Origin of the sequence: Mesorhizobium sp. LNHC252B00 (assembly GCF_000502955.1) — a bacterium.
Classification (GTDB): domain Bacteria; phylum Pseudomonadota; class Alphaproteobacteria; order Rhizobiales; family Rhizobiaceae; genus Mesorhizobium.
On sequence record NZ_AYWO01000042.1, the window covers coordinates 14,027 to 33,096 of the forward strand.

General features: G+C 63.8%; 19 protein-coding genes, 1 tRNA gene and 2 pseudogenes. 17 read left to right on the forward strand and 5 right to left on the reverse strand.

Annotated features, from left to right (window positions below):
- Positions 1-5 precede the first annotated feature (5 nt).
- The gene (locus X744_RS142195) at positions 6-812 is read right to left on the reverse strand and encodes an undecaprenyl-diphosphate phosphatase (RefSeq protein WP_023762610.1); all 807 of its coding nucleotides are present in this window, start codon (positions 810-812) and stop codon (positions 6-8) included.
- Positions 813-973: 161 nt separating this feature from the next.
- Here X744_RS142195 and X744_RS142190 point away from each other — a divergent pair, with 161 nt between their 5' ends.
- The 11 genes and pseudogenes from X744_RS142190 to X744_RS142145 all read left to right on the forward strand — a co-directional run bounded on the left by X744_RS142190 (position 974) and on the right by X744_RS142145 (position 12,226).
- Positions 974-1,666 (forward strand): glutathione S-transferase family protein, encoded by a 693-nt coding sequence (locus tag X744_RS142190; protein ID WP_023762611.1) that lies wholly within the window; start codon positions 974-976, stop codon positions 1,664-1,666.
- Entirely contained in the window at positions 1,647-2,801 is a 1,155-nt protein-coding gene (gene queG, locus X744_RS142185) for a tRNA epoxyqueuosine(34) reductase QueG (protein WP_023762612.1), read from the forward strand. Before X744_RS142190 ends, queG begins: the two co-directional genes overlap by 20 nt.
- The gene (locus X744_RS142180; protein WP_023762613.1) at positions 2,798-3,697 is read left to right on the forward strand and encodes an SDR family NAD(P)-dependent oxidoreductase; all 900 of its coding nucleotides are present in this window, start codon (positions 2,798-2,800) and stop codon (positions 3,695-3,697) included. Before queG ends, X744_RS142180 begins: the two co-directional genes overlap by 4 nt.
- 63 nt (positions 3,698-3,760) lie before the next feature.
- Positions 3,761-4,922: pseudogene (gene mepA, locus X744_RS0138575) on the forward strand (penicillin-insensitive murein endopeptidase).
- A 421-nt stretch (positions 4,923-5,343) separates the two neighbouring features.
- Positions 5,344-6,390: a glucokinase gene (locus X744_RS142175; RefSeq protein ID WP_023762616.1), complete on the forward strand. Its 1,047-nt coding sequence runs from the start codon at positions 5,344-5,346 to the stop codon at positions 6,388-6,390.
- Between the two features lie 78 nt (positions 6,391-6,468).
- Entirely contained in the window at positions 6,469-8,343 is a 1,875-nt protein-coding gene (locus X744_RS142170) for an ABC transporter ATP-binding protein (protein WP_023762617.1), read from the forward strand.
- Positions 8,340-9,176 carry a 4-hydroxy-tetrahydrodipicolinate reductase gene (gene dapB, locus X744_RS142165; protein WP_023762618.1) on the forward strand — a complete coding sequence of 279 codons (837 nt, stop codon included), beginning with the start codon at positions 8,340-8,342 and terminating at the stop codon, positions 9,174-9,176. The genes X744_RS142170 and dapB overlap by 4 nt, the downstream gene beginning before the upstream one ends.
- Positions 9,177-9,224: 48 nt before the next feature.
- Entirely contained in the window at positions 9,225-9,845 is a 621-nt protein-coding gene (locus X744_RS142160) for a 2,3-bisphosphoglycerate-dependent phosphoglycerate mutase (protein WP_023762619.1), read from the forward strand.
- A gap of 162 nt (positions 9,846-10,007) precedes the next feature.
- A tRNA-Leu gene (locus tag X744_RS142155) sits at positions 10,008-10,092 on the forward strand.
- Positions 10,093-10,241: 149 nt separating this feature from the next.
- On the forward strand, positions 10,242-11,921 hold the full coding sequence (locus tag X744_RS142150) for a cyclic nucleotide-binding domain-containing thioredoxin-disulfide reductase (RefSeq protein ID WP_023762621.1): 1,680 nt from the start codon (positions 10,242-10,244) through the stop codon (positions 11,919-11,921).
- Complete coding sequence (locus X744_RS142145) at positions 11,918-12,226, forward strand: UBP-type zinc finger domain-containing protein (RefSeq protein ID WP_023762622.1); 309 nt, start codon at positions 11,918-11,920, stop codon at positions 12,224-12,226. The genes X744_RS142150 and X744_RS142145 overlap by 4 nt, the downstream gene beginning before the upstream one ends.
- A gap of 47 nt (positions 12,227-12,273) precedes the next feature.
- Here X744_RS142145 and X744_RS142140 read toward each other — a convergent pair whose 3' ends face one another.
- A complete protein-coding gene (locus X744_RS142140; RefSeq protein ID WP_031261255.1) occupies positions 12,274-12,756 on the reverse strand; it encodes a DUF2127 domain-containing protein in 483 nt (160 codons plus the stop codon).
- A gap of 38 nt (positions 12,757-12,794) precedes the next feature.
- Here X744_RS142140 and X744_RS142135 point away from each other — a divergent pair, with 38 nt between their 5' ends.
- Positions 12,795-13,337, forward strand: coding sequence for a phosphatase PAP2 family protein (locus X744_RS142135; protein WP_023762624.1), 543 nt, complete (start codon positions 12,795-12,797; stop codon positions 13,335-13,337).
- A 32-nt stretch (positions 13,338-13,369) separates the two neighbouring features.
- Here X744_RS142135 and X744_RS142130 read toward each other — a convergent pair whose 3' ends face one another.
- A complete protein-coding gene (locus tag X744_RS142130; protein WP_023762625.1) occupies positions 13,370-13,750 on the reverse strand; it encodes a YkvA family protein in 381 nt (126 codons plus the stop codon).
- Between the two features lie 67 nt (positions 13,751-13,817).
- The gene (locus X744_RS02640) at positions 13,818-13,994 is read right to left on the reverse strand and encodes a hypothetical protein (protein ID WP_023762626.1); all 177 of its coding nucleotides are present in this window, start codon (positions 13,992-13,994) and stop codon (positions 13,818-13,820) included.
- A gap of 181 nt (positions 13,995-14,175) precedes the next feature.
- On the opposite strand from X744_RS02640, the gene X744_RS142125 reads away from it, so the two are divergent.
- From X744_RS142125 to X744_RS142110, 5 genes and pseudogenes are all read left to right on the forward strand, one after another.
- On the forward strand, positions 14,176-14,553 hold the full coding sequence (locus tag X744_RS142125) for a hypothetical protein (RefSeq protein WP_245266855.1): 378 nt from the start codon (positions 14,176-14,178) through the stop codon (positions 14,551-14,553).
- Positions 14,554-14,677: 124 nt separating this feature from the next.
- Positions 14,678-15,043: pseudogene (locus X744_RS1000000172880) on the forward strand (hypothetical protein); the annotation flags it as partial.
- 306 nt (positions 15,044-15,349) lie between these two features.
- Positions 15,350-15,976, forward strand: coding sequence for a CDGSH iron-sulfur domain-containing protein (locus tag X744_RS142120; RefSeq protein WP_023762629.1), 627 nt, complete (start codon positions 15,350-15,352; stop codon positions 15,974-15,976).
- A 57-nt stretch (positions 15,977-16,033) separates the two neighbouring features.
- Positions 16,034-16,336, forward strand: a complete 303-nt coding sequence (locus tag X744_RS142115) for a cupredoxin family copper-binding protein (protein WP_023762630.1) — start codon at positions 16,034-16,036, stop codon at positions 16,334-16,336.
- 225 nt (positions 16,337-16,561) lie between these two features.
- Positions 16,562-18,505, forward strand: a complete 1,944-nt coding sequence (locus X744_RS142110) for a hydantoinase/oxoprolinase family protein (protein ID WP_023762631.1) — start codon at positions 16,562-16,564, stop codon at positions 18,503-18,505.
- Positions 18,506-18,542: 37 nt separating this feature from the next.
- Here X744_RS142110 and X744_RS0138590 read toward each other — a convergent pair whose 3' ends face one another.
- Complete coding sequence (locus X744_RS0138590; RefSeq protein WP_156938641.1) at positions 18,543-18,962, reverse strand: hypothetical protein; 420 nt, start codon at positions 18,960-18,962, stop codon at positions 18,543-18,545.
- Between the last annotated feature and the right edge of the window lie 108 nt (positions 18,963-19,070).

Sequence of the window (19,070 nt, forward strand, 5' to 3'; positions counted from 1 at the left end):
TAAGCTCACCCCCAGATCATCAACGCCGCCAACCCCACACCACCCACCACCAGCCGCCACCAGCCGAACAGCGAGTAGCCGTTGCGCGAGACGTAATCGAGCAGGAAGCGCACGACGATGAGCGCCGTGACGAAGGCGGCGACGAAGCCGACGGCGATGATCGGCAGGTCGGCGCTGCTCAGGACGTTGCGGTTCTTGAACAGGTCGAAGGCGAAGGCGCCGACCATGGTCGGGATGGCGAGGAAGAAGGAGAATTCGGCCGCCGCCCGTTTGTCGACGCCCAGCAGCAGCGCGCCGACGATCGTCGAACCGGAGCGTGACGTGCCGGGAACGAGCGACAGGCACTGGAAAAGGCCGATCTGCAGGTAAAGCCGGGTCGGGAACCGCTCGACGTCGCGGTAGAACGGCTTGAGGTTCATGCGGTCCACCGCCAGCAGCACGAAGCCGCCGATGATCAGCATGATGCAGATCATCCGCGGCGATTCGAACAGCACCGCCTTGATGAAATCATGCGCCAGCGCGCCGATGATCGCCGCCGGCAGGAAAGCGATGAGGACACCGATGGCGAAATGCCTTGTCAGCCGGTCATGCGGCAGGTCGATCAGCATTTGCCACAGCCGGCGGAAATAGACGCTCAGAATCGCCAGGATGGCGCCGAGCTGGATCAGGATCTCGAAGGCCTTGCCGGTCGAATGGAAGCCGAGGAAATGGCCGGCGAGCAGGATATGGCCGGTGGATGAGACGGGGATGAACTCGGTCAGCCCCTCCAGCAGGCCGAGCAGCAGAGCTTCGACGAATGGCTGGCTTTCCATGGCTACCTCGGGATTTGGCGTGACGGCTGACAAAACGGCTTGCTTGTCATGGCGTGCAAGTCCCCCTATAGGTCGCAACACCCTGACGGCCCGCTAACCGGGCGGCCAAGACTTACCGGTGCGCCCTTCGATTCGCCAGTGCGCTTTATCATCGCGGAACCATGCTGACGCTTTTCCACCATCCCATGTTCGCCACTTGTCGCTTCGTCCGCCTCGCTTTCGGCGAGTATGGCGAGGAGTTGGCCCTGATCGAGGAAAAGCCGTGGACCCGACGCAAGGAGTTCCTGGCGCTGAACCCGGCCGGCACACTGCCGATCCTGCTGGCCGAAGGCGACGTGCCGATCGTCGGTGCAACCGTCATATCGGAATATCTCGATGAAACGCGCGGTGTCTTGAAGCGCGACAAGCGGCTGTTTGCCGAAGATCCGATGCAGCGCGCCGAAATCCGCCGGCTGATCGACTGGTATCTCAGCAAGGCCGAAAGCGAAATCACCCGCCATCTGGTGCGCGAACGGGTGCTGAAGCCGGTGATGCCGGAAGTTGCGGGCGGCGGCTCGCCCGATTCAGGCGCGATCCGTGCGGCGCGCGCCAACATCCGCCAGCACATGAAATACACCAACTGGCTGGCCGGCACCCGCCATTGGCTGGCCGGCTCCAGGGTTACCTATGCCGATCTGGCCGCCGCCGCGACGCTGTCGGTGCTCGACTATCTCGGCGAGATTGATTGGCGCGAGCATCCTGCAGCGCGCGAATGGTACACGCGGGTCAAGTCACGGCCCTCCTTCCGGCCGCTTTTGACCGACCGCGTGCGCGGCCTGTCGCCGGTGTCGCATTATGCGGACCTCGACTTCTGACGCCGCAAAACTGCGCACGCTGATCGACGCGGAGGCGCGTCGCGTCGGCTTCGATGCCGTCGCCGTCACCTCTCCCGATGCGATCCCGCTTGCGCCGGCGCGGCTGGCCGAATTTGTCGCCGACGGCTTTCACGGCTCGATGGACTGGATCGCCGAGACGCTGCAACGCCGCGGCGACCCGACGGTGCTATGGCCGCAGGTGCGCTCGATCATCGTGCTGGCGATGAATTACGGTCCCGACCATGATCCGCGCGGCGTGCTGGCCAAGCGCGACCGCGGCGCGATCTCGGTCTATGCGCAGAACCGCGACTATCACGAGGTGATGAAGGGGCGTCTGAAGGAGATCGCTGGCAAGATCGTGGCCCGTGCCGGCGGCGACGTGAAGGTGTTCGTCGACACCGCACCGGTGATGGAAAAACCGCTGGCGGAAGCCGCGGGTCTCGGCTGGCAAGGCAAGCACACCAATCTGGTCAGCCGCGAGCATGGCTCCTGGCTGTTCCTCGGCACGATCTTCACCACCGCCGAACTGGTGCCCGACAAGGCGGAGATCGACCATTGCGGCTCCTGCCGTGCCTGCCTCGACGCCTGTCCGACGGATGCTTTTCCGGCGCCCTACCGGCTCGATGCGCGGCGCTGTATTTCGTACCTCACCATCGAGAACAAGGGGCCGATCCCGCATGAATTCCGTGAAAAGATCGGCAACCGCATCTATGGTTGCGACGATTGTTTGGCCGTTTGCCCGTGGAACAAGTTCGCCCGGGCTGCTTCGGAGGCCAAGCTCGCCGCGCGCGATGAATTGCGCGAGCCGCCGCTTGGCCGGCTGTTGCAACTGGACGAGGCGGCCTTCCGCGCTTTCTTCTCCGGTTCGCCGATAAAACGCATCGGCCGCGATCGTTTTGTCCGCAACACATTGATCGCCGCCGGCAATTCCGGCGACACCGCGCTTGCCGTCAGCGTGCGTGCCTTGCTGGACGATGCCTCGCCGCTGGTGCGGGGCGCGGCAATATGGGCGCTGGCGCGGCTGGTGCCTGATGCCGAATATTCAGAACGGGCAGCTATCGGCCTGAAAACCGAGACCGATACAGCCGTGCGCGACGAATGGCGTCTGGCGCGGCCAACCAGGACGCATGCATGAGCGAGAAACGGGTCTTCATCTTCGGCGCCGGCTATTCCGGCAAGGCCTTTGCCCGTGCCAACAAGGGGCCCGCCAACATATTCGGCACGACCCGCTCCCCGGACAAATTCGAGGCGCAGCGCCAGGCCGGCATCGCACCGCTGCTGTTCGATGGTGCGCTGACTGACGAAATCGGGGATGCGCTGGAAAAAACAACGCATCTGGTAATCTCGATCGCCCCGGAAGAGGCCGGCGATCCCGTCTTGAACGCTGCCCGGGAGGCAATCGCTCAAATGCCGGCGCTCGAATGGATCGGCTATCTCTCGACCGTCGGCGTCTACGGTAATTACGACGGCGCGTGGGTCGATGAAACGGCCGAATGCCGGCCGGTGTCGAAGCGCTCGGTGATGCGGGTGGGGGCCGAGCAGGATTGGCTGCAACTGGGCTCGGACATCGGCCGGCCTGTTGCAATCCTGCGCCTGTCCGGCATTTACGGGCCGGGCCGCAATGCGCTGGTCAATCTGGAAAACGGCACCGCAAGGCGGCTGGTCAAGCCGGACCAGGTGTTCAATCGCATTCATTGCGACGATATTGCCGGTGCGCTTTGGCGGCTCATCGACAGCAATACTGGTGGCATCTTCAATGTCACCGACGATCTGCCGGCACCGCCGCAGGATGTCGTCGCCTATGCCGCTTCGCTGATGGGTGTCACGCCGCCGCCCGAAATTCCCTTCGACGCCGCCCAACTTTCGCCCATGGCGCGGTCCTTCTATGGCGAGAACAAGCGTGTCGCCAACGCAGCGATCAAGGCGGCGGGCTATCGTTTTCGATTTCCGGACTACCGCACCGCCCTCGACCATATGTGGGCGAGCGGCGACTGGCGCGACGGCGAAGCGCGCAGTCCGATGAAGCGCTAACGGTCGAAGCCGTAAGTTGGGCATGCTACGATTCGGCGGTTCAAGCGATGAAGGAGTGGGGTCATGAAGGCATCGGGACCATCGTCGCCGGGCAGAAGGACAATCCTGGCCGCTGCGTTTGGCCTGGCTGCCATCGCAGGGCTTGCCGTACAACCAGCCGCGGCTGAGGAGCGGGCAAAGGACCTATTTGGCGCCAAGAAGCTGCCGGCAGCAGCCGCTGCGCAATCAATTGGCTTCTATTCCAAGGGCTGTTTTGCCGGCGGTGTCGCCATTCCGATGGATGGTCCGACCTGGGAGGTGATGCGGCCTTCGCGCAACCGCCGCTGGGGTCATCCGGCGATGATCGCGGTCATCGAGAAATTGTCGCGCGACGCAGCAGTCGAAGGCTGGCCCGGCTTGCTGATCGGCGACATTTCGCAGCCGCGCGGCGGCCCGATGATGACCGGCCACGCCTCGCACCAGATCGGGCTCGACGCAGACATATGGCTGACGCCGATGCCCAGCCATCCGATGTCGACGGCTCAGCGCGAATCGATGAGCGCCACCTTGATGGTCGACGAGAAGACCCATCTGGTAAAGGACGCGCTGTGGACGCCGGCGCACACAAGGCTCTTGAAGCGGGCGGCGAGCTACGCGCAAGTCGAACGCATCCTGGTCAATCCGGGCATCAAGAAAAAACTCTGCGACACCGTCAAGGGCGATCGTTCATGGCTGCGCAAGATCAGGCCGTTCTGGGGCCACGACTATCACTTCCACATGCGCATCGGCTGCCAGCCGGGCTCGCCCGGCTGCAAGGCGCAGGAAGCAACGCCGGACGATGACGGCTGCGGCAAGCCGCTGGCCTGGTGGTTCACGCAGGAGCCGTGGCGGCCCAACAAGAACCCTGACGCGCCGAAGGCCCGCGATCTGATGACGATGGCGAACCTGCCCCAGGAATGCCGTGCCGTGCTCGACGCGCCTGGGCCGGCTTCAGCCGAGGCCGCGACCTATCATGGCGGCGGCGTGCCCGTCGCGGTGGCCGCGCCCGAACCGGAAGCGCCGTCGCTGCCGGCCACGACGGCCAGCGGCACGGCTGGATTGCCGAGCGCGGNCCGAACCGGAAGCGCCGTCGCTGCCGGCCACGACGGCCAGCGGCACGGCTGGATTGCCGAGCGCGGTGAGCGCCTTCGCGGCGACACCCGAGATCGGCATCCCGCTGCCGCGGCCACGGCCGCCTGGAAACTGACCGTCGCGGCATCTATCGACGTCAAACCAGATTAAACCTGCGCAGGACCAGCTTTTAGCGCAATCAGAGCAGACAGAATTATGATTGCCGCAAGGATGAGCGCCCACGATACGGTGTTACGCGAAGGCAACCAGCGGCGCCCTCGCGCGGCCCGCTTACGCCACTGGCCAGACCGGTTGTCATAGCGCGATTTTTCCAAGCCTCTCCCCTCACGGGGAGAATGCGATTATCGCCGTTCGGAGTCCAGATGGGGGCCAGTTCAAAACTATGATGGCCCGTTTTGCGAAACAGTGGCCGTTTGGCCGCAGAACCGGCCGCAGCGCGCCCGTGGATTCGAAAACCGTTTCCCTTTTCAAACTCATGCGCTAGTCAACGGGAGAGCGGCTAGATGCCGTCAGGGGCGCCGGAGACGGACGAGAGCATGCCAGGCACAGGCGACGACGATACTTTGTTGCGGTTTCCGATCCTGATCGGCGACATTGGCGGCACCAATGCGCGCTTTTCGATCGTGCTCGATGCCAATTCCGAGGCCGGCGAGCCCGCCATCGTCCAGACCGCCAACTACAACACCATCGACGAAGCAATCCAGGCGGTCGTGATCGATCGCTCATCGGTGCGCCCCAACTCCGCGGTGCTGGCGGTGGCCGGCCCGGTCGACGGCGACGAGATCGAGCTCACCAACTGCCCGTGGATCGTCAAGCCGAGAAAAATGTTCGCCAGCCTCGGGCTGAGCGACATCGTCGTGCTCAACGATTTCGAAGCGCAGGCGCTCGCCGTCGTCGCGCTCGGCGAGGAGCATATGGAAAAGATCGGCGGCGGTACGCCGGAGCCCAATGCCGGTCGCGTCGTGCTGGGTCCGGGAACCGGTCTCGGCGTCGCCGGGCTGGTCCATGCGCTTCACCGTTGGATACCGGTGCCCGGCGAGGGCGGCCATATGGACATCGGCCCGCGCACGCCGCGCGATTTCGAAGTTTTCCCGCATATCGAGAAGCTCGAAGGCCGCATTTCGGGCGAGCAGATCCTGTGCGGACGCGGCCTGGTCAACGTCTACCGTGCGGTGGCCAAGGCGGACGGCAAACCGGCGCCGTTCACCACGCCGGCCGAAGTCACCGCCGCCGCCCTGGCAAAGACCGATCCGGTTGCGGAGGAAGCGCTGGAGACCTTCGTCACCTGCCTCGGGCGCACCGCCGGCGATCTCGCTCTGGTGTTCATGAGCCGTGGCGGCGTGTTCCTCACCGGCGGCATCGCGCAAAAGATCGTGCCGGCACTGAAAGCCGGCAATTTCCGTGCTGCCTTCGAGGACAAGGCGCCGCACAGCGCGCTGATGCGGACCATGCCGGTCTATGTCATCACCCACCCGCTGGCCGCACTCCTGGGCCTTGCCGCCTACGCCCGGAACCCCTCGCTGTTCGGCGTCCAGACGGCAGGCAGGCGCTGGCGCGACGAAGTTAGTCACCCCAAGGCATAGGCAAGCCGGCTGCTTGGCGTTAAGAGGGGTGCCGAATTGCCCGGCCGCGGGAAGCGGAAACCTACGAAGCGCTCCGATTTGACATTTCAGCCTCCCAATTTGTCGAAACCCCGTGCTGGCGAGATCGTGGCGGTCATCCGCCGCATTCTCCAGGAAAACGGCCGCGAATATCGCGGCGCGTATATTTTCACGATCCTTTGCCTGCTGACCGTGTCGGCGACGACGGCGCTTGCCGCCTGGATCATGAGCCCGGTCGTCAACCAGATCTTCTATGAACGGCGCGGCGACCTGATCCCATGGATCTGCGCGGCACTGCTCGGCGCTTTCATCCTGCGCGGCCTTGCCGGCTACGGCCAGGCGGTGACGATGGCCAAGATCGGCAACAATCTGGTGGCGCGCTACCAGCAGCGCATCTTCAACCATCTGATGAAGCTCGGCGTCTCGTTCTTCAACGACACAAGGTCCGGGCGGCTGGCCGCGCAGGTCAACGAAAACGTCAACGGCATTCGCGACCTTTTGTCGATGACGGTGACCTCGACGGCGCGAGACGCCGTCTCGCTGATCGGCCTGGTCGGCGTCATGATCTATCAGGATCCTATACTTTCGCTGAGCTCGCTGCTGATCGGGCCGCCGCTGATCTGGACAGTCACCTACCTGATGCGCCGGGTGCGCCGCATCACGCGCGAATCAGTGCAGATCAACTCGCGACTGATCGGCGCCATGCAGGAGGCCACGCAAGGCATTGCCATCGTCAAGGCCTTCACCATGGAGGACGAGCTGTCGCGCCGCATCAGCAAGCTCGCCGAGGACGCGGAACAGCGCTCGAACAAGATCGCCCGCGTCTCCGAGCGGCTGACGCCGGTTTCCGAACTGCTGGCCGGCATCGCCTTCGCCAGCGTCATCGCCTATTCCGGCTACCGGGCCACCGTTCTCGGCCAGCCGCCGGGTGCGGTGTTTTCCTTCATCACGGCGCTGACGCTCGCCTATGATCCGGCCCGCCGGCTGGCGCGCATGCAGGTCGGCATGGAACGCGCGCTGGTCAATGCGCGCATGATCTATGAGCTTCTCGACATCGAGCCGCAGCAAAGTGACGCGCAAGGTGCCGCCGAGGCGAAATTCACCTCCGGCGAAGTTCGCTTCGACAACGTCTCCTTCCGCTATGTCGAGGAGGCGCCGGTCCTGCACGATTTGAGCTTTGTCGCCGCCGCCGGCAAGGTCACGGCAATCGTCGGCGCTTCAGGCGCCGGCAAAACGACATTGGTGGCGCTGCTGCAGCGCTTCTACGACGTCGATGCGGGCACGATCGAGATCGACGGCCAGGACATCTCCAAGGTCACCAAACAGTCGCTGCGCGGCTCCATCGCCTATGTCTCGCAGCAGCCTTATCTGTTCGAAGGCACCATTCGCGACAACATCCGCTATGGCCGGCTGGGCGCCACCGACGCCGAGATCGAACAGGCCGCAAGGCAGGCCGCGGCCGACGACTTCATCCGCCAGCAGCCGCAGGGCTATGACACGCCGGTTGGAGAGAATGGCGTGACGCTGTCGGGCGGCCAGCGCCAGCGCGTGTCGATTGCGCGGGCCATCGTGCGGCAGGCGCCGATCCTTTTGCTCGACGAGGCGACATCGGCGCTCGACAACGAGGCCGAAGCCCGCGTTCAGCAGGCGCTCACCCAGGTCATGGAAGGGCGCACCACCATCGTCATCGCGCACCGGCTGTCGACGGTGGTCAACGCCGACCACATCATCGTCATGGAACAGGGCCGGCTGGTCGAAGAGGGCACCCATGCCTCGCTGATGGCCGATCCGCACAGCGTCTATGCGCGTTTCCACCGCATCCAGGGCGTCAAGGGCCTGGGGCTTGTCGACGACAGCGCACCGATCCAGACTTCGGCCCAAGGCCCAATTCGCAACATCGAGACGCAGAAGAGCATCGCCGGGAGCACGACATGAGCGAGACGCCCGCAACCGACAGGATCGATATGGGCCTGGTGGTGGTCGGCGCGGCCGGCCGCATGGGCCAGACCCTGATCCGTGCCATCCACACCATCCCCGGCGCGCGGGTCATCGGCGCCATCGAGCGCGCGGGCTCACCCCATCTGGGCAAGGATGCGGGTGAACTCGCCGGCGTCGGCCGCATCGATGTGGCGATCGGTGATGATCCGCTACCCGTCTTCGCCAGGGCCGATGGCGTGCTGGATTTCACCACGCCGGCCTCATCAGTCGAGTTCGCCGGCTACGCGGCGCAGGCGCGCATCGTCCATGTCATCGGCACCACCGGTTGCTCGGCCGACGACAACGCCAGGATCGCCGCGGCGGCGCGTCATGCGACGATCGTCAAGTCGGGCAATATGAGCCTCGGCGTCAATCTTCTGGCGGTGCTGGTCGAACAGGCGGCGCGCGCGCTCGACGCCGACGATTTCGACATCGAGATTCTCGAAATGCACCACAGGCACAAGGTCGATGCACCGTCGGGCACCGCACTGCTGCTCGGCGAAGCCGCTGCCGCCGGGCGTGGCATCGCGTTGGCCGGCAATAATGTGCGCGTCCGCGACGGCCATACCGGCGTGCGCAAGACGGGCTCGATCGGCTTTGCTACGCTGCGCGGCGGCTCGGTGGTCGGCGATCACAGCGTGATGCTGGCCGGCACCGGCGAGCGCATCACCTTGGCACACCATGCCGAGGACCGCGCCATCTTCGCCCGCGGCGCCGTCAAGGCGGCCCTGTGGGCACGCGGCAAGAAGCCGGGATTGTATTCGATGCGGGACGTGCTCGGCCTCGGCTGAGCGGCCAATCCGCCAACTTGCCAATCTGCCAACCCGAAGGGAGCAAACATGTCGAGAACCCTCGTGCTCGTGCGCCACGGCCAGAGCGAATGGAACCTGAAAAACCTGTTCACCGGCTGGCGCGATGTCGATCTGACCGAGCAGGGCCACGCCGAGGCCAAGGCCGCCGGCCAGAAACTCAAGGCGCGCGGGCTGAAATTCGACATCGCTTTCACCTCGGCGCTGATCAGGGCACAGAAGACCTGCCAGCACGTTCTCGACGCGGTCGGCCAGAGCGATCTGAAAACCATCCGCGACCAGGCACTGAACGAGCGCGACTACGGCGATCTCTCCGGCCTCAACAAGGACGACGCCCGCAAGAAATGGGGCGAGGAGCAGGTGCATGTCTGGCGCCGTTCCTATGACGTGGCGCCGCCCGCCGGCGAAAGCCTGAAGGACACCGGCGCCCGGGTCTGGCCCTATTACCTGCACGATCTGCAGCCGCATGTGCTGCGCGGCGGCACGGTGCTGGTCGCCGCGCACGGCAACTCGCTGCGCGCGCTGATCATGGCGCTGGACGGCAAGTCGGGCGAGGAGATCGTCAAGCTGGAGCTTGGCACCGGCGTGCCGGTCATCTACCAGCTCAACGCCGATTCGACCGTGGCTTCGAAGGAAGTGCTGGAGGGCTGACAGTCCTTCAGCCGGCAAGCGGCCGGCCGTTCTTGATCGAGCATGATCTCTGGACAAACGGAAACTGTTTGTCCGAGAAAACCAGTTCCCACTTTTCGGGATCATGCTTTGAAAAAAGCGCGTTGACACACATCGCTCGCCCGCTTACATCAGCCCGCACCAGCCCAGATGGCGGAATTGGTAGACGCGCACGGTTCAGGTCCGTGTTCCGCAAGGAGTGGAGGTTCGAGTCCTCTTCTGGGCACCAAATTCCCGTTTCGAACCATTCGACGGTTCAGAAACTTAGAGAAAAAGCCCGGTTTGTCCGGGCTTTTTCTTTGCCGCCAACCTCCCCTTCCGGCCAGGCGCCGAACAAACCACTTCAAACCGCGCGACCCCTTCGCTACGCTCAAAGCCATGTCTCAATCCACTAACCCGATCTTCGGCGCCCGTCGCGACCAAGCCTTCCCGACGCTGGCCGAGGCGGACATCGATCGCATGCGCCGGTTCGGCGAGGCCAGCTTCTATGCCGCCGGCGAGAACATCATCACCGCAGGCGATGTGGCGCCCGGCTTGATCGTCGTGCTGTCGGGCAAAGTGGACATCATCCAGGGTGGCGGGCTCGGCCGGCGCGAGACGATCGTCACCCATGGACCGGGCAGTTTCGTCGGCGAACTGGCGCAGCTTTCGGCGCGTCCCTCGCTGGTGAATGCGCAGGCCGCCGATCCTGTGGAGGCGTTCGTCATCCCCTCGCAGCGGCTGCGCGACCTGATGGTGCAGGAGGCCAATCTTGGCGAGCGCATCATGCGGGCACTGATCCTGCGCCGCGTCGGGCTTTTGGAAAGTTCCACCAGCGGGCCGATCATCATCGGACCCCAGGACAACAGCGACGTGTTGCGGCTGCAAGGTTTCCTTGCTCGCAGCGGCCAGCCGCACCGCGTGCTTGATTCCGAGAGCGATCCTTGCGCCAAAACACTAGTCGAACGCTTCGATGTCGACCCTCACCATCTGCCGATCGTGCTGTGTCCGAACGGCAGGCTGCTGCTCAATCCCGGTGAGAAGGATCTCGCCCGCTGCATCGGCCTGCTGCGGCCGATCGATGCCGACAAATTATACGACGTCGCCATCGTCGGCGCCGGACCGGCGGGGCTGGCGGCTGCGGTCTATGCGGCTTCAGAAGGGCTATCGACCATCGTGCTCGATTGCCGTGCCTTCGGTGGACAGGCCGGTGCCTCCTCGCGCATCGAGAACTATCTCGGTTTCCCCACGGGCATTTCGGGCATGGCGCTGATGGCGCGCGCCTACAACCAGGCGCAGAAATTCGGCGTCGAAATGGTGATTCCGGACGAGGTGAAGCTATTGAGTGCCGCCACCGGCAATGCCCGCTACACGCTCGATGTCGGCGACGGCGAGACTGTGCGCACCCGCAGCGTGGTGATCGCCAGCGGCGCGCGCTATCGCCGCCTCGATGTCCCGAACCTGGCGCAGTTCGAGGGAACGTGCGTGCATTATTGGGCGTCGCCCATCGAAGGCCGGCTTTGCGCCGGGCAGGAAGTAGCACTTGTCGGCGCCGGCAACTCTGCCGGACAGGCGGCGGTCTACCTGGCCAGCCACGCGCGCAAGGTGGCGTTGCTGGCACGCGGCGGCAGCCTCGAAGCCAGCATGTCGCGCTATCTCGTCGAGCGCATCCGGGCGCAGCCGAACATCGAGGTGCTGACCGGAACCGAGGTCGAAGCCCTGGAAGGCGACGGGGGCAATCTTGCTGCCGTGCGCTGGCGCAATCGCGTAAGCGGCGAGGAAACGACGCGCCCGATCCGCCATCTCTTCCTGTTCATCGGAGCCGACCCGAACACCGACTGGCTGGCGGACTGCGACGTGGCGCTGGACGCCAAGGGTTTCGTGCGCACCGGATCGGACCTGGGATCGGCGCAGATGGAGACGAGCCGCAGCGGCGTATTCGCCATCGGCGACGTCCGCTCAGGCTCGGTCAAACGGGTCGCTGCGGCTGTCGGCGAAGGTGCCCAGGTGGTCGCGGCCTTGCATGCATATCTCGCGCTCGGCAACGCCAACGCACCTCTAACGCCCGGGAGACCATGATGGATGAATGCAGGCATACGCGCGACATCAGGAAGGTGACGCCGAGCGCGCTCGGCTGCGAGGAATGCCTGAAGAGCGGTTCGGAATGGGTGCATCTGCGGCTCTGCCGCACCTGTGGCCATGTCGGCTGCTGCGACGACTCACCCAACCGCCACGCCACCAAGCATTTTCACGCCACCAGGCATCCGATCATCGAGGGCTACGATCCGCCGGAAGGCTGGGCATGGTGCTATGTCGACGAGGTGTTTATCGACCTCGGCGAGGACGTGACCCCGCAGAACGGCCCGATCCCGCGCTTTTATTGAGGCCGTGCGGCGTTCAGGGAACAGGGACGAGGCCGGTAGTTCAACTGTCATGCTGGCCTGTGCTGTCGCACGATCTTCCACTCGTGCCATATCAGCATCATGACGACCGCATCGAAGACGGTCAGGACCAGCAGGCCGAACGAAAGGGTGTATGAGTAGCGGTAGATCTGATAGGCCATGAACAAACCCAATGCCGCGAGCGACGCCGGATACGCCCAGAGCTTGCCCCTCAAGAGCCCGACAACCAGGGCCAGCTTTATCAGGCCGTGGCTGAGCAGGTAGAAGGCGTAAAACTCCTTGCTGGCCAACGAAAAATGGCTGGCCATCTGCGACAGATAGCCAGCTATGAAATCGTTCGGATCTTCGATCAATTCCTCTGCGGTGACTGCATTGACCCAGGCGGCAATGGCATTGGTGGTGACGACATAGAGCAGGATCCCGCCGATGCATTCGATCAGGGCATGCGCGCCCTTGAGCCAGACGCCGACTTCGAAAATCTGATGGATGCGGTGTTCATCGACGGGCTTCAAAAATCCACCTCCCGAACAACTGCGGAAACCGATGCCAAATGGATGCAGCATTAACGCACTGGATAGACACCGAGGCCGGTATCAGCCCTTTTCTTGATAAGACAATGACCGGCGTCTCACAAATCGGCGTTCCCCTCATGGTGCTGGCCGTGGTCCTGCAATGGTGGGCGAAGGCCGACCGCTACCACGTTCGTCACGGCGCCGTGTCGGCCGGTCTGGCGTTCTTGCTCGGCCTGGCGATCAATCAGTTCATTCTTCTGTTCGTGCATCGGATACGGCCCTACGACGCCGGCGTGACACATCTGTTGATTGCGCCCAGTGCCGACTGGTCATTCCCATCCGATCACGCGACAGCCAGCATTGCAATTGTTGCGGCCTTTGCGATGCAAGGCCTCCCGCGCCGGACGATCGCGCTTTTCATCATGGCATTCCTGATCTGCTGGTCGAGAATCTACATCGGGACGCACTACCTGACCGATGTTGTCGGTGGGGCCCTCACCGGCGTCCTGGGTGCCATCGTGGTGCGACACGCCTACCGCGAGAATTCCCGTCTGGACAATCTGGTGACCAAAATTCTTTAGCTGCGCTCCGCGAGCTGGGCGCGACTTCAAGATCAGCCAGCGAAGTATCGATATCCCAGCCATGCCGCCAGCGCGACCGAAGTGACCCAGATACAAGCGATGATAACCGCCGCGATGCGGCTCACCGGCCTGTCAGCGGCAAGGGCGGCGGCCTCCCGGTGTTCCGCCATGACCTCGGGTGGTATCATCTTGACAACCGCAAGGATACCCAAGGGGACAAGGATCACATCGTCGAGGTAGCCAAGCACAGGGATGAAATCGGGGATCAGGTCGATTGGGGACAAGGCGTAGCCTGCGACGCACACGGCAAGTGCCTTGGCATACCACGGCGTTCGGGGATCACGCGCGGCAAGGTAGAGCGCATGCACGTCGCGCTTGATCGTTCGCGCCCACTGGTTCAATGCCGCAGCCATTGGATGACCTTAGCGCCAAACGACAATGCGCTGATAGCTCCCGATCACCGCCTGCTATCAGGCCGTTTTATCGCACGGAGCCGGTGACGGTCCGGTCAATATCGGGAACGGATTTGCGTTCGTTGCCGGCGAGTGCCGCGATGATCAGCAGGCTTGCAACGACCGGGACAAACAGGATTGCAACGCGGGCTTGCACATAAAAAATGGCGCGCCATTCATTGCGCTTGTCGGGGCTGTTGCTCATCATACTCACTTTATCAGGCCCCCCGGCCGTGACATAGCCGCGAACGGTTAAGCAACTCCTTACGACTTTGTTAATGGGCGGAATTGAGGCGAAGGCTGCCGACGAGATCCTCGCAGGCTTGGACAGGAGATGGTCGGCGTCGCGGCTTCCTAGTTCCCTGCTTGCATGCGATTCTGCCGTGATGATTCGGGAGATCGAGACCGTGACGCTGTTTCGCATGGCTGTGCTTGCAGTCCTGGTCTTCACCGCCCCGGTGCGGGCCGCCGACATGGCCTTTTTCATCAAGAACCTGCGCAAGGAAGCGGTTGCTGTCGAGCTGTTCAGCCGCGACCGCGAAACGGTCTGGCCGGGCAACGACAAGGTGTTCCTGATCGACCCCAGCTCGCAGAAATCCGTGCCGCTCTCGTGCAATCAGGGCGAACACATCTGCTACGGCGCCTGGGTCGATGGCAACGACGGCATTTCCGCCGGCGTCGGACCGGACAATGACCAGCCCTGCGACACCTGCTGCTTCATCTGCGTGGAGCACTCGACCGAGACGATCGATCTGGTGCCATAGGGGAGACGCACGCCGATATCCCCAAAATCAGTTCGGGAATTGTTGCAATCATCCCTTTAGCGATTCACCGCAGCATGCGATGGTCGCCGCGCGGCCGGATGGGCCGCTACTTCAGGGGGTTACCATGCTTTACACCTACGCGCGCCGCACGTTGGTCGCGCTTTCTCTCGTAATGGCGTTCGCGCCGGCGGCACATGCCGACGACGTCACCTTTTCCATCAAGAACGGCCATCCCAATGCCATGCGCGTCGAACTGTACAGCCAGGACCGTGACTATGTCTGGCCGGGTAACGACAAGGATTTCTACCTCGATGACGGCGAGACCAAGCAACTGCCGATATCCTGCAACGCGGGCGAATCGATCTGCTATGGCGCCTGGGTCGATGGCGACGAAGGGACCTATTGGGGTGTCGGCCCCGGCAACAAGGAAAAATGCGAGGATTGCTGCTATACCTGCAACGGCGGCGAAACCGAGGAGATCGACCTGGTCNGGATTTCTATCTCGACGACGGCGAGACCAAGTCGTTGCCGATATCCTGCAACGAAGGCGAATCGATCTGCTACGGGGCCTGGGTCGATGGCGATGAGGGTACCTATTGGGGCGTCGGTCCCGGCAACAAGGAAAAATGCGAGGATTGCTGCTATACCTGCAACGGCGGCGAAACCGAGGAGATCGACCTGGTCCCCTGACCGGGTTGCCAGCTTGACGGTTATCCTGCCGAACCCCTAGCCTGCGCGAATACCCAGAGCGCCGAGTTGGTTGACGCGACGCGCGCCAGGCAGAAGGAGCACGGCAATGGCCGGTATGGTCGAAGGCGACAAGATCGACGTCGGGTTTTCCGGCAGGCGCTGCATCCATTCGCGAAACTGCGTGCTTGGCGATCCACATGTCTTCGTGCCCAACGCTCCGGGCCAGTGGATTCATCCCGAGGCGGCAAGCGTCGAGAAGATCGTCGCCATCGCCGAAAGCTGCCCCTCGGGCGCCATCACTTACATCAGGAAGGATGGCGGGCCGCAGGAGCAGCCGCCGGTGGTCAACACCGTACGGCTGCGGGAAAACGGTCCGCTGGCGGTGCATGCCGAGATCGTGCTCGACGGCGAAACATTTTACCGCGCCACGCTGTGCCGCTGCGGCGCTTCCGAAAACAAGCCGTTCTGCGACGGCAGCCACAACAAATCAGGTTTTGCCGCCACCGGCGAGCCGCCGCTGAAGGACACGCCGGCGCTGGAGGCGAGGAACGGCCCGCTGACGGTGACGCCGACCACCAACGGCCCGCTCAAGCTCGAAGGCAATGTCGAGATCGTCACCGGCACCGGTCACACCGTCGATCGTACGCAACGAACCTTCCTCTGCCGCTGTGGCCATTCCGCCAACAAGCCGTTTTGCGACGGTACGCATAAAAAGATCGGCTTCGTGGCATGAAAGACAGTTCGGCAGCGTTAGTGTAGGATGAGGGTCCGCGCTCAGGAGGAATCCATCATGCGCACTATGCTCGTACTCGCCCTGCTTGCCTTTGCCATGCCCGCTTACGCAGCCAATCATGCGGTCCAGATCAAGGGCATGAAATTCAACCCGTCGAAGATCTCGGTCGCCGTCGGCGATACCATCACTTTCACCAATGCCGATCCGATGACGCACACCGCCACCGCACTTGACGGCTCCTTCGACACCGGCCATCTCGCCACCGGCAAGAGCGCCAAGGTCAAGATATCAGCTGCAGGGGCACACCCATTCCATTGTGCGATCCATAGCTCGATGAAGGGCACTGTCGCGGCGAAATAGCGGCATCTCGCTCGACTTTCTTCCGGCATGGCGCGAAGATTTTCGGCGCCGGCGGGAGATGGTTGCTAGCGTTGCGGCCAAAGCTGGCGATCTCCTCCGGAGGAGGGAGATCAAATCCTCATCACGGCCATCGCGTGTTGGCCCAGCGGTCGCGGCTTTATCGCCCGGCCTGTATCGGCTAAGGGCAGGGGCAGATAAATTCGCCAGCCGGACCGCCGCCAAACGATGACCGCCAAGACCAAGCCAAAGCCGCTGTTCCTAGGGATCGACACCGGCGGAACCTATACCGATGCCGTGCTATGGTCCGAGACGGAAGGCAAGCAAGAGGAGCCCAACAAGGGCAAGGTGCTGGCCAAGGCCAAGGCGCTGACCACCAGGCATGATCTCGCCGTCGGCATTTCCGGCGCCGTCGATGCGGTGTTGCAGAAGGCCGGCACCGATCCCGCCGCCATCAAACTGGTCTCGATGTCGACGACGCTTGCCACCAACGCGCTGGTCGAGGGCCAGGGCGGCCGCGTCGCGCTGGTGATGATCGGCTTTTCCGAGGGAGACCTCGCCCGCGACGGACTGAAAGCCGCGCTCGGCACCGACCCGGTGGTGTTTTGTCCGGGCGGCCACGACGTGCATGGCAATGCCGCCAAGCTCGATCTGTCCGGACTGGAGGCGGCTCTGCCGGAACTCGGCGCCTCGGTCTCCGGCTTCGCCGTCTGCGCCTATTTCGCCACCCGCAATCCGGCGCATGAGATCGCCGCCCGCGAGCTGATCCGCGAAACGACCGGCCTGCCGGTCACGTCGAGTCACGAACTGTCTGCCAAGCTCGGCGGCCCGCGCCGGGCGCTGACGACGCTGCTCAATGCCAGGCTGATCTCGATGATCGACCGGCTGGTGGCGGCGACCGAAGGCTTCCTCGAGCAGCGCAACATCGCGGCACCTTTGATGGTGGTGCGCGGCGACGGCGCGCTGGTTTCGGCGGCGTTCGCCCGCCAGCGGCCGATCGAGACCATCCTGTCCGGCCCGGCCGCCAGCCTGGTGGGCGCCCGCCACATGACCGGGCTCGACAATGCGATGGTGTCCGATATCGGCGGCACCACCACCGACGTCGCCGTGCTCGATGGCGGCCGGCCGCGGCTCGATCCGGAAGGCGCCACCGTCGGCGGCTTCCGCACCATGGTCGAGGCTGTCGCCATGCGCACCTTCGGCCTCGGTGGCGATTCCGAAGTGACGCTGGAAGATGGCGCCCTCAACCCAAGGATCCTGCTCGGGCCGCGCCGCCTGGTACCACTGGCGCTGGCCGGCATGGCGCATGGCAGCGCGATCACATCGGAGCTGGAGCGCCAGCTGCGAGCGCCCAATCCCGGCCGCATGGACGGCCGCTTCGCGGTGCGCACCGGCGTGCCGGACCGGCTCCCCNTCAACCGGCTGGTGTCGCGCGGACTGGTGCATATCGCCGGCTTCACCCCTTCGGATGCCGCCCATGTGCTGGGCAAGCAGGCAAACTGGGATCCGGTTGCCGCGCGTCTCGGTGCCGAACTGTTCGCGCGCAAGCGCGACGGCCGTGGCCAGTTCATCGCCGCTTCGCCCGAAGTGATCTCGGAGCGGGTGCTGGTGACGCTGACCCGCTGGTCGGCCGAATATATCCTCGAAACCGCCTTTGCCGAGGACGGGCTCGATGGTGCCTCGACGGTGGCGCACGCGCTGGTGCAGCGCGCGGTTGACGCGCATCCCGGCATTGCCCGGCTGAGCGTGGCGCTCGACCGCCCGGTCATCGGCCTCGGCGCCTCGGCGCCGCTGCACTATGCCGGGCTGCCGCCCTTGATCGGCAATGACTGCGTGGTGCCTGAGGATACCGATGTCGCCAACGCGCTCGGCGCCGTCGTCGGCCAGGTCAGGGTATCGGCCGAGGCGCGGGTCAGCCAGCCCAGGGAAGGGCTGTTTCGTCTTGCCTCGGGTGAAACCGTGCGCGATTTCCTCGACGAGGCGGCAGCGATCGCGGCGGCCGAAGCCGATGTCCGCGCCATCGTCGCGGGGCGCGCGAAGGAAGCCGGCACCGACAGCGCCGAGATTGATGTCACGACCGAATTCCGCGTTTCCACAGTCGAAGCCCAGCGCATGTTCATCGAGGCCCATGTGGTGGCGGTTGCCGCGGGCCGGCCAAGGATTGCGGTGTGAGCGCGTTGGCGCATTGAACAAATGCGCATGGCACCCGTCAGATGGAAGATTTCGGCACAGTAAGTCGCTCGAACACTGCGTGCACCCGTATTCGACTGCCGTTCGGGTCGATGATCTGCATGATCAGAAGCAGCTTATCTTGACGAATCTTGAAGGCTGCCGACAAGGTTCTGGCCTTGGCGCCCGCCGATGCCGACCCGGGCCAACTGCCGCTTCCGATCAAGGCCTGTTCCCCACTGATCATTTTCGCTTTCAGATCGGCGGTCCACCCATTGCTCGCATCGACCTGAAGGTCTGGATCGCTGCGGATAACCACCGTGCAATCGGCACATTTGCCTCCCGTTGAGTAGACCTGCCGCCATGTGCCAACGAACTCGACATCTGCAGCAGCGACGGGAGCGACGCTCGCGAATGCAACAAAGAGTGAAACGACAGTAACCCAGCTAAATCTCAACATCGGCATACTCCAAAAATGCCTGCCTTATTTGACAGACAATGTATAAGACCGGATTTACTGGAATGAGAAAATTGACGATATATGCGATTGGCATGGCCACCTGTGCCA

Bases quoted from the DNA above. Each gene is read 5' to 3' on its own strand.
- X744_RS142195 (WP_023762610.1), bottom strand. From the start codon at position 812: ATGGAAAGCCAGCCATTCGTCGAAGCTCTGCTGCTCGGCCTGCTGGAG.
- X744_RS142190 (WP_023762611.1), top strand. From the start codon at position 974: ATGCTGACGCTTTTCCACCATCCCATGTTCGCCACTTGTCGCTTCGTC.
- queG (WP_023762612.1), top strand. From the start codon at position 1,647: ATGCGGACCTCGACTTCTGACGCCGCAAAACTGCGCACGCTGATCGAC.
- X744_RS142180 (WP_023762613.1), top strand. From the start codon at position 2,798: ATGAGCGAGAAACGGGTCTTCATCTTCGGCGCCGGCTATTCCGGCAAG.
- X744_RS142175 (WP_023762616.1), top strand. From the start codon at position 5,344: ATGCCAGGCACAGGCGACGACGATACTTTGTTGCGGTTTCCGATCCTG.
- dapB (WP_023762618.1), top strand. From the start codon at position 8,340: ATGAGCGAGACGCCCGCAACCGACAGGATCGATATGGGCCTGGTGGTG.
- X744_RS142160 (WP_023762619.1), top strand. From the start codon at position 9,225: ATGTCGAGAACCCTCGTGCTCGTGCGCCACGGCCAGAGCGAATGGAAC.
- X744_RS142150 (WP_023762621.1), top strand. From the start codon at position 10,242: ATGTCTCAATCCACTAACCCGATCTTCGGCGCCCGTCGCGACCAAGCC.
- X744_RS142145 (WP_023762622.1), top strand. From the start codon at position 11,918: ATGATGGATGAATGCAGGCATACGCGCGACATCAGGAAGGTGACGCCG.
- X744_RS142135 (WP_023762624.1), top strand. From the start codon at position 12,795: ATGGATGCAGCATTAACGCACTGGATAGACACCGAGGCCGGTATCAGC.
- X744_RS142130 (WP_023762625.1), bottom strand. From the start codon at position 13,750: ATGGCTGCGGCATTGAACCAGTGGGCGCGAACGATCAAGCGCGACGTG.
- X744_RS02640 (WP_023762626.1), bottom strand. From the start codon at position 13,994: ATGAGCAACAGCCCCGACAAGCGCAATGAATGGCGCGCCATTTTTTAT.
- X744_RS142125 (WP_245266855.1), top strand. From the start codon at position 14,176: ATGATTCGGGAGATCGAGACCGTGACGCTGTTTCGCATGGCTGTGCTT.
- X744_RS142120 (WP_023762629.1), top strand. From the start codon at position 15,350: ATGGCCGGTATGGTCGAAGGCGACAAGATCGACGTCGGGTTTTCCGGC.
- X744_RS142115 (WP_023762630.1), top strand. From the start codon at position 16,034: ATGCGCACTATGCTCGTACTCGCCCTGCTTGCCTTTGCCATGCCCGCT.
- X744_RS0138590 (WP_156938641.1), bottom strand. From the start codon at position 18,962: ATGTTGAGATTTAGCTGGGTTACTGTCGTTTCACTCTTTGTTGCATTC.